At 38.9% G+C, this 13936-nt stretch carries 14 protein-coding genes; 2 read left to right on the top strand and 12 right to left on the bottom strand.

Annotated elements, in window-relative coordinates:
- Positions 1-10: 10 nt before the first annotated feature.
- The 5 genes from dltD to IGI49_RS00420 are packed head-to-tail and all read right to left on the bottom strand — an operon-like array spanning position 11 to position 4380.
- Positions 11-1279: a D-alanyl-lipoteichoic acid biosynthesis protein DltD gene (gene dltD, locus IGI49_RS00440; RefSeq protein ID WP_429962991.1), complete on the bottom strand. Its 1269-nt coding sequence runs from the start codon at positions 1277-1279 to the stop codon at positions 11-13.
- On the bottom strand, positions 1279-1509 hold the full coding sequence (gene dltC, locus IGI49_RS00435; RefSeq protein ID WP_207705270.1) for a D-alanine--poly(phosphoribitol) ligase subunit DltC: 231 nt from the start codon (positions 1507-1509) through the stop codon (positions 1279-1281). Before dltC ends, dltD begins: the two co-directional genes overlap by 1 nt.
- Before the next feature lie 19 nt (positions 1510-1528).
- A complete protein-coding gene (dltB, locus tag IGI49_RS00430) occupies positions 1529-2737 on the bottom strand; it encodes a D-alanyl-lipoteichoic acid biosynthesis protein DltB (protein WP_429962990.1) in 1209 nt (402 codons plus the stop codon).
- Entirely contained in the window at positions 2734-4215 is a 1482-nt protein-coding gene (gene dltA / locus IGI49_RS00425) for a D-alanine--poly(phosphoribitol) ligase subunit DltA (protein ID WP_429962989.1), read from the bottom strand. Before dltA ends, dltB begins: the two co-directional genes overlap by 4 nt.
- A 15-nt stretch (positions 4216-4230) precedes the next feature.
- The gene (locus tag IGI49_RS00420) at positions 4231-4380 is read right to left on the bottom strand and encodes a teichoic acid D-Ala incorporation-associated protein DltX (protein ID WP_207705267.1); all 150 of its coding nucleotides are present in this window, start codon (positions 4378-4380) and stop codon (positions 4231-4233) included.
- Positions 4381-4561: 181 nt separating this feature from the next.
- On the opposite strand from IGI49_RS00420, the gene IGI49_RS00415 reads away from it, so the two are divergent.
- Positions 4562-6019, top strand: coding sequence for an amidase (locus IGI49_RS00415; protein ID WP_429962988.1), 1458 nt, complete (start codon positions 4562-4564; stop codon positions 6017-6019).
- Positions 6020-6132: 113 nt separating this feature from the next.
- Here IGI49_RS00415 and IGI49_RS00410 read toward each other — a convergent pair whose 3' ends face one another.
- From IGI49_RS00410 to IGI49_RS00380, 7 genes are all read right to left on the bottom strand, one after another.
- The gene (locus IGI49_RS00410; protein ID WP_429962987.1) at positions 6133-7029 is read right to left on the bottom strand and encodes a hypothetical protein; all 897 of its coding nucleotides are present in this window, start codon (positions 7027-7029) and stop codon (positions 6133-6135) included.
- A gap of 87 nt (positions 7030-7116) precedes the next feature.
- A complete protein-coding gene (locus IGI49_RS00405; protein WP_429962986.1) occupies positions 7117-7503 on the bottom strand; it encodes a type II toxin-antitoxin system HicB family antitoxin in 387 nt (128 codons plus the stop codon).
- A gap of 127 nt (positions 7504-7630) precedes the next feature.
- A complete protein-coding gene (locus IGI49_RS00400; RefSeq protein WP_429962985.1) occupies positions 7631-7870 on the bottom strand; it encodes a type II toxin-antitoxin system RelB/DinJ family antitoxin in 240 nt (79 codons plus the stop codon).
- A 279-nt stretch (positions 7871-8149) separates the two neighbouring features.
- Positions 8150-8626: a PTS sugar transporter subunit IIA gene (locus tag IGI49_RS00395; RefSeq protein WP_429962984.1), complete on the bottom strand. Its 477-nt coding sequence runs from the start codon at positions 8624-8626 to the stop codon at positions 8150-8152.
- The gene (locus IGI49_RS00390) at positions 8593-9501 is read right to left on the bottom strand and encodes a DMT family transporter (RefSeq protein ID WP_429962983.1); all 909 of its coding nucleotides are present in this window, start codon (positions 9499-9501) and stop codon (positions 8593-8595) included. The genes IGI49_RS00395 and IGI49_RS00390 overlap by 34 nt, the downstream gene beginning before the upstream one ends.
- Positions 9502-9504: 3 nt before the next feature.
- Positions 9505-10995 (bottom strand): glycoside hydrolase family 1 protein, encoded by a 1491-nt coding sequence (locus tag IGI49_RS00385; RefSeq protein ID WP_429962982.1) that lies wholly within the window; start codon positions 10993-10995, stop codon positions 9505-9507.
- Positions 10996-11007: 12 nt separating this feature from the next.
- Entirely contained in the window at positions 11008-12372 is a 1365-nt protein-coding gene (locus IGI49_RS00380) for a PTS transporter subunit EIIC (RefSeq protein WP_429962981.1), read from the bottom strand.
- Between the two features lie 470 nt (positions 12373-12842).
- Here IGI49_RS00380 and IGI49_RS00375 point away from each other — a divergent pair, with 470 nt between their 5' ends.
- Positions 12843-13622: a MurR/RpiR family transcriptional regulator gene (locus IGI49_RS00375; RefSeq protein WP_429962980.1), complete on the top strand. Its 780-nt coding sequence runs from the start codon at positions 12843-12845 to the stop codon at positions 13620-13622.
- Positions 13623-13936: the final 314 nt, after the last annotated feature.

Genomic DNA, 13936 nt, shown 5'->3' with positions numbered 1-13936 from the left:
AGTCATCTATTTAATCTCCAAGCTTGGTTGGATCAGTCTTTTGCCATTCAGGACTTAAAAACTTACTGTTATTGATTTGATAGTTTACCTCTACGGGTTGTTTGTTTTCCAAAAATGGTTGAATATACTGATCCGCAGTTAACCAGCCTTTCCAGCCTAAGTGAATGGTATCTTGCATGAAGTAAGGTTCATTGGCCTTATCCGTCATATCGACAACATTGTTGAAGCCTTGAGAATTCAGCTGATACTTAATTTTTTGAGCAAATTGTTCCAGCATTGGCTGCGACAATCCGGTATAAGCAGCCCAGCGCCCGTTGACTGGCGGAATAATGAATAGACAATCCGTATGTTCTTTAGCTAATTGATCCAAGGCCAATTGAAAATCGGAAAATTCAGTGGAATAGCGATAATCCCAATCCTTTTGTGAGCCTTCCATTTGCTTCAATTGTGGTTGAATCCGTTGCTTGAAGAAATGGTGTTGGATTTCAAAGTTATTCCCTTTAGTTGCTTTGCGTCCAATTTGATCTGCCAATTGATCCAGTGTCGCAAAGTCATAATTATCAGGCAGCGCTTTGGTATTTTTATCAATGGCCTCTTGTTTCGAGCGCATACCAATCGTACTAAATAATTCATCTTCACGACTTAACATATTGTATTTCATCTCACTTATTCGCAAGTCTTCCTTATTAGGCAGTTCGCCTTCCTTAATTTGATTAAGCATGCGAGCTAAACGGTCGTCCTTATTCACAACACCATAGCTTAACAGACGGTCAGCTAAATATTTATCATTTGGTGCGACCTCTTTCAGATTCAACACCCAATTTAAGGTTTGCTCTGGTGAGTAATAGGCATCGAAATAATCTCGTTTAATACCATCCTTAACGAACCATTGGGGAGAAATGATAAATACAGCTTTTTTGCCCTTTATCTCACTACCTAACGATTGCATCATCATAAATTGGGTCAATGACTGTGTGCCCGGTGCCCCCATCAGAAAGGGTGTATAGCCTCGTTGATACTTCTCAGCTAAGACCGAAGGATGGAATGGACTGATACGGCTTAGCTCTGATGAACCGAAAAACGGTACATATTGTCCGGTTCGGACCGCGCCCCTTTTTATATCGTTGCCTCGCAAGATATTTCCAGACATTGAGCTGGATGCTTCTTTCAGCAATGCCGGATCACTCGTATTTTTTCTCACTGGAGAAAAGAACAACAGAAGCAACAAAACCGCGGCAAGCAGGATCGGTCCGAAAATGCCGAACAGCTTTTTTTTCATTACTGTAAAGCCTTCACTTGGGCAATAATTTTATTTGGTGTGTTCCATTGGTCGCGGTCAAACTCTGAAACAGGTACTTGGACATCCAATTGTCCTTCTAATTCCACTAGCAGCTGAACGGTTGCCAATGAATCCATTAGGCCTTCGTCAAATAGATTAACATCAGGATTCGCTCTTACTTCGTCGGTACCAGTTATTTCTTCTAAAATGTTAAAAATGCTTTCTTCCATGATAAATCGCTCCTTTTAATTATAAGTGGTGAAACAATAGCTTATCGAGAAATCCTGAGAAAATCAGGAAGCTAAGACAGACAGCGTTGAAAGTTAAGAATACTGCCAAGGCATGAGTCCATCGATTAGAAGGCAGCTCTTTGTGCTTCTTCTTAAATCTCAACCAAGCATCGGTTAAACAAATCAGTGATGCATGATAAAGACCGTAAAGCAGGTAATACCAGGTCAGTCCATGCCAAACGCCCATAATCATAAACAAGGCAAAGTAACCCACGTTTGAAGCCACAATACGACTTTTGAAGGTTTTCTTTTTCAGCAAGGTGAACATTAAACGCATATAAATATAGTCACGGAACCAGAAGGACAAGGTCATGTGCCAACGATTCCAGAATTCCTTGATATTCCAAGACAGAAACGGCTTATTGAAGTTTGGTGGTGTTTCAAAGCCCATCAGCTTACTAGTTCCAATCGCAAAAAGACTGTAACCAGCAAAATCGAAGAACAAGTACATACTGTAGATATACATGTAAGCAACCAAGGCCCATGAAAATCCACCATGACGCATGGCAATATGGTCAGCAATAGGCAACCACACCTGACCAAAATAATAGCCAATAATGAACTTGTAAAGGAACCCCAAGAAAATATTTTTAACGCCCGCTCCTAATAGATCAACGTATTTATCCGGTGCTGGCGGTTCTTCCAAATCTTTGGTGAATCGACGGTAACGGTCAATTGGACCAGATGAAATGGTAGGAAAAAACAGCAGGAACTGGATATAATGCAGCGGACTGTATTCCTTGATCATGCCATCTCGCATTTCCATAATCATCTGTACCGACTTAAAGGTTAAATAAGAAATTCCTAGAAAGCCAACAATCGAGGCATTTCCATTTTCCAAAAATGGCGTAATCTTAACTAAGACTAGCGGAAGGATACTTAAAAATACCGCTGTGTAAAACACGCCTGATTTGTTCTGTTTTGCTCGGTAGCGATGATAGAGCCAGACTAACAGACTTTGATAAATGACGTAACCAATTAAAGCCAAGCCTTGGTTAGCATCTGCCCCACCAAAGGAAATGTAGAGAAACAGCAGCGTTACGATCGATTGATAGATCGGCAACCGTTTGCCCTTCCAAAGTAATGCAATAATAATCGGCAGCAGTGCAATTACCAGATACACGAAATAGCTAGGTGCTGCGTAAGGATTCATATGTGGCAGCATCATGTTTGATTCACCTCAGCAATCAGTCCTTTGCGGTCCAGCTTGCCATTAGCAGTTCGAGGCAGCTGCTCCACATAGACAAAACGTTGAGGTATCATATAGTCCATTACACGATCCGCCAGCTCTTCCTTGATAGCCTTTGTTAGTTGAAAAGCTTTTTCAAAAGAATTGTCTGCTGCAACAACATAAGCGACTAACTGTTGAACCTTATGCTGCTGATATTTCGGCACAACAACTGCTTGCTGTACATAGGAAACTTGTTCCAAATGATGGTCAATATCTTCCAATTCGATCCGATACCCGTGAAGCTTCACCTGAAAATCGATTCGACCTTCATATAAAAGCAGACCTTCTTCAGTTATACGAACAGCATCTCCAGTACGATACACTCGGGTACCTTCTTCGGTGAAGAACGCCGCTTCTGTTTTCTCAGGATTATTCATATACCCCTTGGAAACACTAGGTCCCTTAATTAGCAGTTCACTGTCATCAGTGAGCTGTACTTCGGTATCTGCTTTTACGTAGCCAATTGGCACTCGATCAAATTGCTCCAGCAGCTCCGGCGTTACTTCTACACCAGAAATTGCCACCGTTGCTTCTGTTGGGCCATAGGTATTAAAGACCTTAGCATTAGGAAAACGGCGTAATAATTCTTGTGCTGTCTTCCTTGGCAGCTCTTCCCCGCAAAACAGAAAAATTTTCAAAGATGGGATATGCTCGCCATCGAAATTCTTTTCCATTAAACAAATATCCATGAAAGAAGGGGTCGATACCCAGACATCTAAGGATAAAGTGGGCAAAAAAGCAAACAATGCTTTGAAATCATTAATGATCCGTTTTTCCATCGGCACGAGGGTACCTCCGCTGCATAGCGCAGGATAAATACTCATGACTGATAGATCAAAGGAATACGGCGCTTGTGACAAGAAACGCATTTCTTCCTTAATTCCGAAGGCAGACAAATCCCAACTGACAAAACTCACTAAGTTGTCGTGACTAATTTGAACGCCTTTAGGGACACCAGTGGTTCCGGAGGTAAAGATAATATAGTAGTTCTCATCTCCAATTACTGGTTGTAATGAAACCACTGGGAAACTTTCCATTTCTTCTTTCATTTTCCCATAAGATAAAACAGGTATGTCACTTTTCACACCTATCGGCCATTCGCTGACACTCAGCACGAATGCTGGCTGGGCTACTTCCAAAATTAATTGAATTCGTTCGATTGGTGTGGTCGACTCAATCGGAATATAGGCATGGCCCGACTTTGCAGCGGCTAAGAAACCCACCAGCATCTCGAACTCCAATTCGCCGAATATGACAATTGGTGCTTTAGCTGGAATGTTATTCTGCAAGTAATAGGCCAGCTGTTGCGATTGGTCTTGTAATGTTTGATAGGTGAAGGATTCGGACTCCGATTGGTAAGCCAAACGGTCTGGATCATTTTGAGCCCATTGTTCAATTTGTTCAATTATTGTCATAGCTGCTGCCCTCCTTTAAAACTCGTTGTAAATAAAGTTACCGCCATGAATACTCTTGTAATGGTATAGATAGATTAAAAACAAAATAATAGCAAAATAAAAGATGGTTTTGCCGACAAAGCTCAGCCAATACCTGACTGACGGCCGTTGTAGGATTTCTCGCATTGGTATGCCTCCCTTACTTTCAAACTATTATAGTCAGCTCAAGACAGAAAAACCATTCATTACACTTGGAATCAACGAACATTTTTGTCACATTGTACAACAGGAGTTATTTTAACGTTTCACTTCTTCTTTTGTTATACTTGTAGGATAGAAATGAGATAGAGAAACGAGGCATGACCGTATGAAAGATGCTACTTATTGGAGTAAACAATTCAAGCAAAAAGAAATCAGTTTAGCTGACTATTATCAAGCATTAAGTCAGCAAATACAGCAGGAAAATCCCCACTTGAATGCTTGGGTAGAATGGTCTGGAGAAGAATTGTTAAGCCAGTTGTCTGACTTCTCAGCAGCTGAAGACGCACCCTTTGCCGGAGTACCTTTTCCCCTAAAAATGTTGGGAGGTCAAGACAAGCGCTATTGGAAATCGACAAACGGTTCGCGTTTATTTGCAGAAGTCCGTTCTCATACATCCTCAAATTTTACGAAAAAAATTGAAGACTTGGGCTTTGTTGCGGCTGGTAAGACCAATGCTCCAGAGTTTGGTTTTAAAAATATTACTGATCCAATACTTTATGGCCCCGCCCGTAATCCTTGGAACACTGAGCATTCACCAGGCGGCTCCAGCGGAGGTGCTGCAGCAGCGGTGGCTAGCGGAATTGTTCCAATTGCAGGTGCAAGTGACGGCGGCGGCTCGATTCGGATTCCTGCTTCTTTTTGCGGATTAATCGGGCTAAAGCCTACTCGTGGAGCAATGCCTAGCGGACCTGACGGCTGGCGTGGCTGGCAGGGTGCCTCGATTGATTTTGCTTTGACTGTTTCCATGCGAGACACAGAGAAATTGTTTTATGCTTTACGAGGAAATGACAAGGCAGCACCCTATCATCCACCGAAGGATGAGTGGCAGTCTCACATAATCCCTCGGTCATTAAAAATTGCTTATCTAACAGATTCACCCATTGGCAGCGCAGTTTCAGAGGAAGCAGTAAAAGCTATGCGAAACAGTTTGAAACAGCTGACAGACTTAGGACATGAAGTTACTGAAATTACCTGGCCGGTAGATGGTCAACAGCTCATTCAAAGCTATTATTCTATGAATGCCGCTGAGACTTCAGCCATGTTCGGAAATATTCAACAGCAGTTGGGTCGATCATTGACGATTGATGATATGGAATTAATGACCTGGGGCATTTATCAATATGGCGAGAAAACTCCCGTGAAGAAATATGTGAATGCTTTAAATTTATGGGATCAGGCTGCTGCTGCGATGGAACAACTATTTACCGAATATGATTTGTTTTTGACACCAACTACAGCCTTTCCCGCACCCAAAATTGACCAGGAATTACAAAGTGAGGATATTCGCGAACGATTGGCAAATGCGGAAAGTCTAACCGAAGAACAATTAGCAAGCCTCGTTTATGAAATGTTTGAAAAGAGCTTGGTACTGACACCTTTTACCCAGTTGGCGAATTTAACTGGACAGCCAGCTATAAGCCTGCCCACACATCTAACAGCAGAAGGCCTGCCATTAGGAATTCAGTTTATGGCTTCCAAAGGTCGCGAGGATCTATTATTGGCGATTGGACAACAGCTTGAGGAGCAGGGCTGCTTTGTTTTACCGGAGACTTATCGGGAATAGCTGGTTTGATGATAGACCTTCATTGTTTATTTTTAAACTTAAGTGATTTCGTCAAAAAAATACCTAAGAGAAGGCTAAAAAAGGTCCTTTTCTTAGGTATTTATTTAGGTCAATTAAACTAAACTATCCATAAAAACATTGAAATCCTTCATCTTGAATCTTTCTATATATTTATACTCGCCAATCGTGGTAATTAGAACGCGCTCCCTATCATCATATCTGATATCTACAGAGTCTTTTAGCATTTTGACTGTCATTCCCTTAATTTGGTACTCATAATACTCGCTATTTATTCTAGGTAAGCCCAGACTATGTCCGGTACTCTGGGTTAGCACTAAACTAATAATCGTTTTGCTAAACCAAATTGCAACGACACAAGAAAGAACAGTAATGAATAGAAATAAAAATGAATTGGTTTCATCGCTTGAATTCATAGCAGCGATCGTAGTTGAACTCACATAAAGAATAATAGCTATAACTTGTAGCGCAATAAAGAATACAATTTGATTTTTCCGCTCTTTTTTCGCTTGCTTAAAGAGAAATTTCTTGTCAGAATCTGCTAATCTCACTCTTCTACCAAAGCTTTTAGTATATCCTGCTTTTAACTGCATTGGTACGAGCGTTTTTCTTATAGTGATAACCCAATCAAATGCAGGTATTCGTAAAATATAATCGTCCTTAGTAATAAATTCCACAAAGTTTGACAAATAATCCTTTTCCAACACAATTTGACCATTCACGATAGAAATGACTAATTTATCTTCGCTAAAGTGCTCATCGCCTAACCATAGACTCCTTTGAAAAGAGTTGATTCTGGTAAGCTGATCTACGGCTACGGCAGAATAGAGAATTAGTAGTAATAGGATAATTATCCAGCAGTTCTTAAGATTCTCGATAAAGCTGCTTGGATCTATAACATAGAAATAGATCGTCGCGGCAGCTAATAGGATAAGGCTTTTACCTAATAATTGACTGTATATTCTTCTTTTTGCAGAATTTCTTTTTTCCAAGTGCATCACCTCACAACAAGTATACCAATAGCAAAGATGATATTAAAAATCGTTTTTTTTATAATTATTATAGACAATGAATTACATCTAAATGCCCAACTTTTCTTTTAGCGCTTCTGTTAGAACTAAAGAGAAATTGATGTTTTGTTCTTTACCAATTGCATCCAGATAGCGCGTAATGGTCAGAGTCTTCTTGATTGCTTGATTTTCGAACTTTAGTCGATAAATGTCTGTATTCACTTCAATTGGAATCAATAAATCATCCTTTGGAACTGGAATTTCAAACGGCTGTAACGGTTCAGGAATTGTCTCTCCATCATCCTCTGCGTTGATCAACCAACCAGCTAATAGATCTTTAGCCATATATAAAGCATCATGCATATCAGCTCCAAAGGTAAAGGCACAATCTAATCCTGGAAATTCTATAGTAATTCCATCATCAGCCAAATTGAATAGAGCGTAGTAAATGTGCATAGGATTAACCCCTTTCTAGTAAAAATAGTGACACAAGTGTTCAAGAAAGCGAACGTTTTTCACCTTAAACCTGCTTGTCTTAAAATATTATTCGCAGTTCCTTTTGGGATATCTTTACTTACATCATTTATTCCCATTCATCTTCAAGCTCCGCTACCTGGTCTCTCCAGTTCTCACCAAAAATTTCTTCAACAGAGTAGTATTTCTTGGTGGATATTTCAAAAGGAATTCTTTTCTTATTTACAATTTGCTTGAAATACATCGTAATGGCAGTGGTGTAGTCTAAGCCTAACTCGTTGAGAATCTTGCCCGTTTCTTCTTTTAGTTCTTTATCTAAGTTGATGTTTAATCTCTCTTTTGTCTTCATTGCCGTTCCTTCTTTCAAAATAAGGTTTCTAACGTGCGTTATTCACACACCCATTATACATCGGTCATACACATTCATGTGCCATTTGAATAAAACTCTAGCCAATAACCTTAACCATTACAAATCAAAAAACACCAAAATGGGCGATTTTTTCACCATTTCAGTGTTTTTTGTTCGTTAGCTAGTTTTAGCTTAATAGAGCGGTGATTAGCCAACAGCTTTAGAAGTAAGGCTGCTTCATTTTGCCGGATTTTTTTCAATAAGTAAGCTAGATTTTTTTTATTGAGAAGTAATCCTCATAACCTCACTAACACCTTTTTTCACAGTTCCATACTCACTAATTTTGATTTCTTTTCCATTAGTATTTAATATGACTAACATTATGCACAAATCCAAACCAGTTGTTTTGAGAAAGTTTAAGTCTAGCTTCACTAAAGTATCACCAGCAACAATTTTCTCGCCTTGTTTGACTTTAGGAAAAAACCCCTTACCATCTAATTTTACCGTATCAATTCCAATATGAATCAGAACCTCAACCCCATCAGATCTAGTTATTCCATAAGCGTGTCCCCCAGGAAATACCGTGGTTAATTCACCTGCAAATGGCGCAACGACTTCCTTGCCATTAGTGATAAATGCGACACCCTCTCCCAATATTTTTTCTGAAAAAACTTCATCAGAAACTGTTGTAATGGCAATCATTTCACCATCGACTATTGAAACTAAAGCTTCATTAAGTTCTTTGAATTTGAACATGTCTGTTTTCCTCTCGTTTTGTACAAATTGATAAAAACGCCTACTATGATACAAAGAGATCCTACAATAAATGACCACGAAATTTTTTCCTGTAAAATGATAACACTCAGTATAGTTGAGACAACCGGCTGCAATGGATAAAAAATGGCGCAGGTGCTTGGGTCTAATACAGCAAGACTTTTATTCCACAAAAAATAGCCTAATCCCGTACAGATTGCTCCCATATAAATAATTAGTAGAACGATATTCATATCTAATGGGAAACCACCTGTTATTTTGTACTCCCCGATTGAAATTGGAAGATAGCAGATACACGCGACTCCTACTCCGTAACAAGTAATATGAAGAGGTGGATATTTCGTCATTACTTTCTTCATCAGTATAGAAACCAGTGACCAGACAATGACCGAAATCACCGATAAGAGAATTCCCACCCTATGCAGCTCTTTGCCTTTGCCCACTATTAGAAGAACACCAATTGCACAAATTACTATCGAGAGTATCTTCTGAAGCGAAAATTTTTCCTGTGTGAGAAAAACAGCAAAAACATACATGGTCATTGGATTTAAGGAATTTAGTAAGGAAGCTAGTGATGCTCCGACATAATGAGTTCCCAGCAGTTGTGCACCAACTGCAAAGAAGTAACCTACAAATCCTAGAAGGATAACAAACTTATAGTCACCTTTTTTTAACTTCATGAGTCTGCCGCGGTTTAAAGCAAGCAGCAAAAGAAACGCGAAAAAAAAGCGGAGAAAAGAAAGTGTAAACAATGGTATTCTGCCTAAAACCAGCTTACTCACAACATACAGACTTCCCCAGAGTGTGAAAGTAAGCATCAAATAACTATATGCAACATATTCTTCTTTTTTTATCATTCCTTAAAAACCATTGTTTTCGATTATTTCTTTGAAGCGGTAGTAACTTTTTTTAGGTGTTCGATGTAAATCGCCACTTCCATCATCGTGACGATTTACATAGATGAAGCCGTATCTCTTTTTCATTTCACCAGTTCCCGCAGACACAATGTCCATTGGTCCCCACCATAAATAGCCTAAAATATCACAACCATCTTGAATCGCTTCCTGGACTTGGCTTAAGTGAGCCTCTAAAAACTTCACTCTTTGTGGATCTTCAATCCTTTCACCCGTGTATTCTTCAGCCAGCCCTACTCCATTTTCAACCATAAAAATAGGCAGCTGGTAGCGATCTGTTAATTCATTTAGTGCGTATCTTAGTCCCTTTGGATCAATCGGCCAACACCAAGGTTCTGGCGTAGTTTCCTTTAAATAGGGATTGATCGCTCCATTGGCACCACTTGTTAGACTACCACTGGCATCATTGATTACAAAATCGCTTTTATACGTACTGCTACGATAGTAACTGATCGCTAAATAATCCGCCGTATAGGTACTTATTATGTCTATATCTTCACTCAACATTTCGGGTTGGCAATTTTTTTCTTTCCATATTCGATTAATATAGGTTGGATAGTTTCCACGACACATGACATCCGTGAAGAAAAATGTTTTTCTTCGTGCATTCATTGTTCCCAAAATGTCATCGGGATTACAGCTGTAAGGATAGGTTGCTACCGGAGAGCTGGTAATCATTGCTCCACACAAACTATCTGGTGCTAATTCATGACATGCCTTAACAGCTAAAGAAGATGCGACGAACATATGATGTGCTGCTTGATACAAATCGTCATCCGTATAATTAGCCGCCAGATACGGAGCATTGGGATCAATTTTTCTTGGAAGATATCCTCCTGCAGCAAAGGGCATTTGATACATATTGTTTATTTCATTAAAGGTCATCCAGTATTTAACTTTGTCTTTGTAACGCTCCAGCACAACTCTTGCATAGCGTTCAAAGAAAGTAATCATTTCGCGATTGACCCATCCGCGATAATGAGTAAGTAAATGCAACGGTGTTTCATAATGACTTAACGTAATTACTGGCTCCATCCCGTTCTTTATAATTTCATCAAATAAGTCGTCATAAAATTGCAAGCCCTCTTCATTTGGTTCTTCCTCATCACCTTTAGGAAAAATCCTAGCCCAACTGATGGATGTTCTAAAGGCCTTCAGCCCCATACCGGACAATAAGGCTAAATCTTCTTTATATCTATGGTAAAAATCAATTCCTTCATGAGACATGTATTTCTTATTTTCATCTAAATCCATTGAAAAACAATCTGTTTTCGGATTATAGGAAATCCCTGGTTGTTTAGCATCTAAGCCAATTCCGGCCATTACATCCGTACAGTTTGGCAGCTTTCCATCGGTCAGCCAGGCGCCCTCCGTTTGATTTGCTGCAATTGCTCCGCCCCAAAGAAAATCTTTGGGGAATTTATATTTAATTGACATGAAATTTCTCCTCTACTGTGCCTTTTCTTGTGTGTCTTCTATTTTAATAAACATGCATATCGCAAATGTTACCGCAAAGCTCAATCCAGCCGTAATAAGTGCTTTTCCAATATTTGCCGGATCGTCACCAATAAATACGGGCAAGGTTGCTAGTCCTGGACTCCCAAATGAATAACGAACCAGTCCGCTTAACCCCGAATATAGGCCAGCAACTCCGCCACCAACCATTACAGCAAATAGAACCTTTTTGAATCTTAAGGTAATCCCATACATCGCGGGTTCTGTGATACCCATTAATGCAGTAAAGCCAGTCGAAAGAGCGGTTTGTTTCACTGTTTTATCCTTTGATTTCAGCGAAACTGCCAATGAGGCTGCTCCTTGTGCAATATTTGAAGCCAACATACCTGGTCCATAAATTGTTTCGTAGCCTTGGACAGATAACTGAGAAGTTGCAATAGGCATAAGTCCATTATGAAGGCCAAACATAACCAAAACGGGGGTAAATGTTCCCATAATAGTAGGAATCATCCAAGGGGCGACACCATCGATACTTGAAATAATCCCTGCTATGCCATCGCCGACATATCCGCCGAAGGGTCCCAAAAGCCATAACGAAGCTGGAATCATCACTACCATAACTAACAATGGTCTGAATATATACTTCACAACATCTGGCAAGATCTTATTGGCAAATCGTTCTACGTAAGAGGCTACAAAAACAATCAAAATGATCGGAATAACGGATGACGCATAATTCACTAAACGTACGGGTACGCCAAAAAACTTTACGGGATCTCCAGCGGCTACTAGTGCTTGGAAACTTGGATGGAGTAAAATACCCGCTAACATCATTGCCAAACCGCTACTCATTCTAAACATCTTAGCGCAGGATGCCGCTAATAAAATCGGCATAAAATAGAAGGCTGCATCTGAAGCAAATGTTAAAATAGCAAAGGTCTGTCCGTCGACATCAATAAGATTGAATACTTTTAATAAGGCTAATACTGCTTTAACCATACCTGCAGCAGTGATTGCAGGTATGATCGGAGTAAAAATACCTGTAATGGTTGCTAACAATTTGGAGCTTAGAGAAGTATCCGCAGCAGCGGGGGAAACTTCTGAGATGGTTTCATTTCCCAGAGCTTCTTGTACTGCCTGATACGCTAGGGTAACGTTGGGACCTATTACAACTTGGAACTGTCCGCCTGAGGACAAACTTTTTAAAACCCCTTTCATTTCGTCAATTCGTTTTGTGTCAACTTTCTCAAAATCTTTTAACTCAAAACGCAACCGTGTAGCACAATGTGTTAATACAGTTACATTTTCCTTACCACCTACAGCTTCAAGTATATCTAACCCTAGTTTTTTATAGTCCATTGTCCTTCTCCTTCAAAATTTATTCATCCGAATGACTCTACAAATTTGTTATTTAGACTATATCAACTATCTTGTTTCTCGCCAATATGGAACTGTTTCTATTTCAGAAACACGTTTATTTTTTTTGTGAAGACTTGAATTGATCAATTGTCTCTATTAAATTAACTTGTAAATCGGATCACTATCGATATATAATTACCATCAAAATGATCGAATCGTTTTCCTAAGGATCTTTAAACTGGCTAATAGTATTTTTTCTAATTTTATATAGCAGAAAAACGATTCTGAAATGACACTTAGATTTCTACTTATCCATGCAGGTAGTCTTTAAGGGTCTTGGTCAATTCTTCTGAAAGCAATAGAAAGGTACGTGAATTGCTGTAGATTCTGGAGTGGCGCTTTTCAGCATCCGTAAAAACCGATATAAATTTAGACAGCTATTTTTCTAAAATTGAGAAAAGAGGAAAGAAATGAACAAGCTAATGATTAGATTGTGGGGAATAATCGAAGGCGAAAGTACTGATTCAATTAATTATCAAATTGCCAAAACACTAATTAGTAATATTGCAACTATTAAAAGTACTTCTTCATCGGAATTAGCAAAATTATGTAACGTTTCCAAGCCTAGTATCAGTCGCTTCTGTAAACTGATCGGTTATGAAGATTTTTACGATTTTAGGGCAGAGTTATCGAATTTTTTCCCAGACAGGGGTGGCAAATTTGTTCTGAAACAGCATGCAGATACTGAAAATTGGATCCAACAATATTTAGAAAGTGTCATCGAGAACTTTCACTTTATGCAGGAGAAAGAATTCGAAGAACGATTGCTCAAATTAATTGGAGATATAAAAAATTTTCGTAAAGTTTACTTAGTTGGAAATATGCAATCAGGAAAAACCGCAGCAAATTTGTATTCCAATATTCATAATTTCAAAGAGAATATCGAAGCGGTTACTAGTTACAAGGAACAAGCTGAACTATTAAATAATATGGAGCCTTATTCTTTATATATCTTCTTTTCTGTATCAGGAGAATATTTTAGAGTTTTACTGCCTGAAGATAACCGTTTAACCAAACCCGATAAAGCAAAAGTTTGGTTAATTACTACTAATCCTACGATAAAGAAAATTCATGGGGTGGATGAAATACTGAATTGTAAAACAGGCAGTGATTTATCTGGCAGCAATCTTACTTTTGAATTAGTAGCAAATTTGTTGGCCTTAGGTTTTTGGAACGAATTGCAGAAATAAGCTATATTCATAGTATTAGTATAGAAGAAAGTCTAGAGGAAATAAAAAAGCACTGAGATGATTGCTATTTCACAAAAGTATACTATTTGAAAAGACAATAAGGCAAGACAAAAGAAACTTTTCTTCTCTTTTCAGAATTGTGTTTAATTTAAGCAAACAGCACCCCAACATCTAAATTTTTACGTTGAGGTGCTTTGCTTATTTAATGTATACCGCTCTTTCAACCTTATTCAAAACGCAAGCAGTGCATCTTTCCTTTTTTTGAACTTCCGTTAAACAATAATCTGTTCAATTAATGTTAACTACTTTTTGAT

It is taken from the genome of Enterococcus sp. AZ071 (genome assembly GCF_050499065.1).
Lineage (GTDB): Bacteria > Bacillota > Bacilli > Lactobacillales > Enterococcaceae > Enterococcus_A > Enterococcus_A ferrettii.
The sequence above is the reverse complement of the archived record's forward strand: the minus strand, read 5'-3'. Positions and strand labels throughout refer to the sequence as shown.

Coding starts and splice junctions, on each gene's coding strand:
- dltD (WP_429962991.1), bottom strand. CDS start 1,279: ATGAAAAAAAAGCTGTTCGGCATTTTCGGACCGATCCTGCTTGCCGCG.
- dltC (WP_207705270.1), bottom strand. CDS start 1,509: ATGGAAGAAAGCATTTTTAACATTTTAGAAGAAATAACTGGTACCGAC.
- dltB (WP_429962990.1), bottom strand. CDS start 2,737: ATGATGCTGCCACATATGAATCCTTACGCAGCACCTAGCTATTTCGTG.
- dltA (WP_429962989.1), bottom strand. CDS start 4,215: ATGACAATAATTGAACAAATTGAACAATGGGCTCAAAATGATCCAGAC.
- IGI49_RS00420 (WP_207705267.1), bottom strand. CDS start 4,380: ATGCGAGAAATCCTACAACGGCCGTCAGTCAGGTATTGGCTGAGCTTT.
- IGI49_RS00415 (WP_429962988.1), top strand. CDS start 4,562: ATGAAAGATGCTACTTATTGGAGTAAACAATTCAAGCAAAAAGAAATC.
- IGI49_RS00405 (WP_429962986.1), bottom strand. CDS start 7,503: ATGCACATTTACTACGCTCTATTCAATTTGGCTGATGATGGAATTACT.
- IGI49_RS00400 (WP_429962985.1), bottom strand. CDS start 7,870: ATGAAGACAAAAGAGAGATTAAACATCAACTTAGATAAAGAACTAAAA.
- IGI49_RS00395 (WP_429962984.1), bottom strand. CDS start 8,626: ATGTTCAAATTCAAAGAACTTAATGAAGCTTTAGTTTCAATAGTCGAT.
- IGI49_RS00390 (WP_429962983.1), bottom strand. CDS start 9,501: ATGATAAAAAAAGAAGAATATGTTGCATATAGTTATTTGATGCTTACT.
- IGI49_RS00385 (WP_429962982.1), bottom strand. CDS start 10,995: ATGTCAATTAAATATAAATTCCCCAAAGATTTTCTTTGGGGCGGAGCA.
- IGI49_RS00380 (WP_429962981.1), bottom strand. CDS start 12,372: ATGGACTATAAAAAACTAGGGTTAGATATACTTGAAGCTGTAGGTGGT.
- IGI49_RS00375 (WP_429962980.1), top strand. CDS start 12,843: ATGAACAAGCTAATGATTAGATTGTGGGGAATAATCGAAGGCGAAAGT.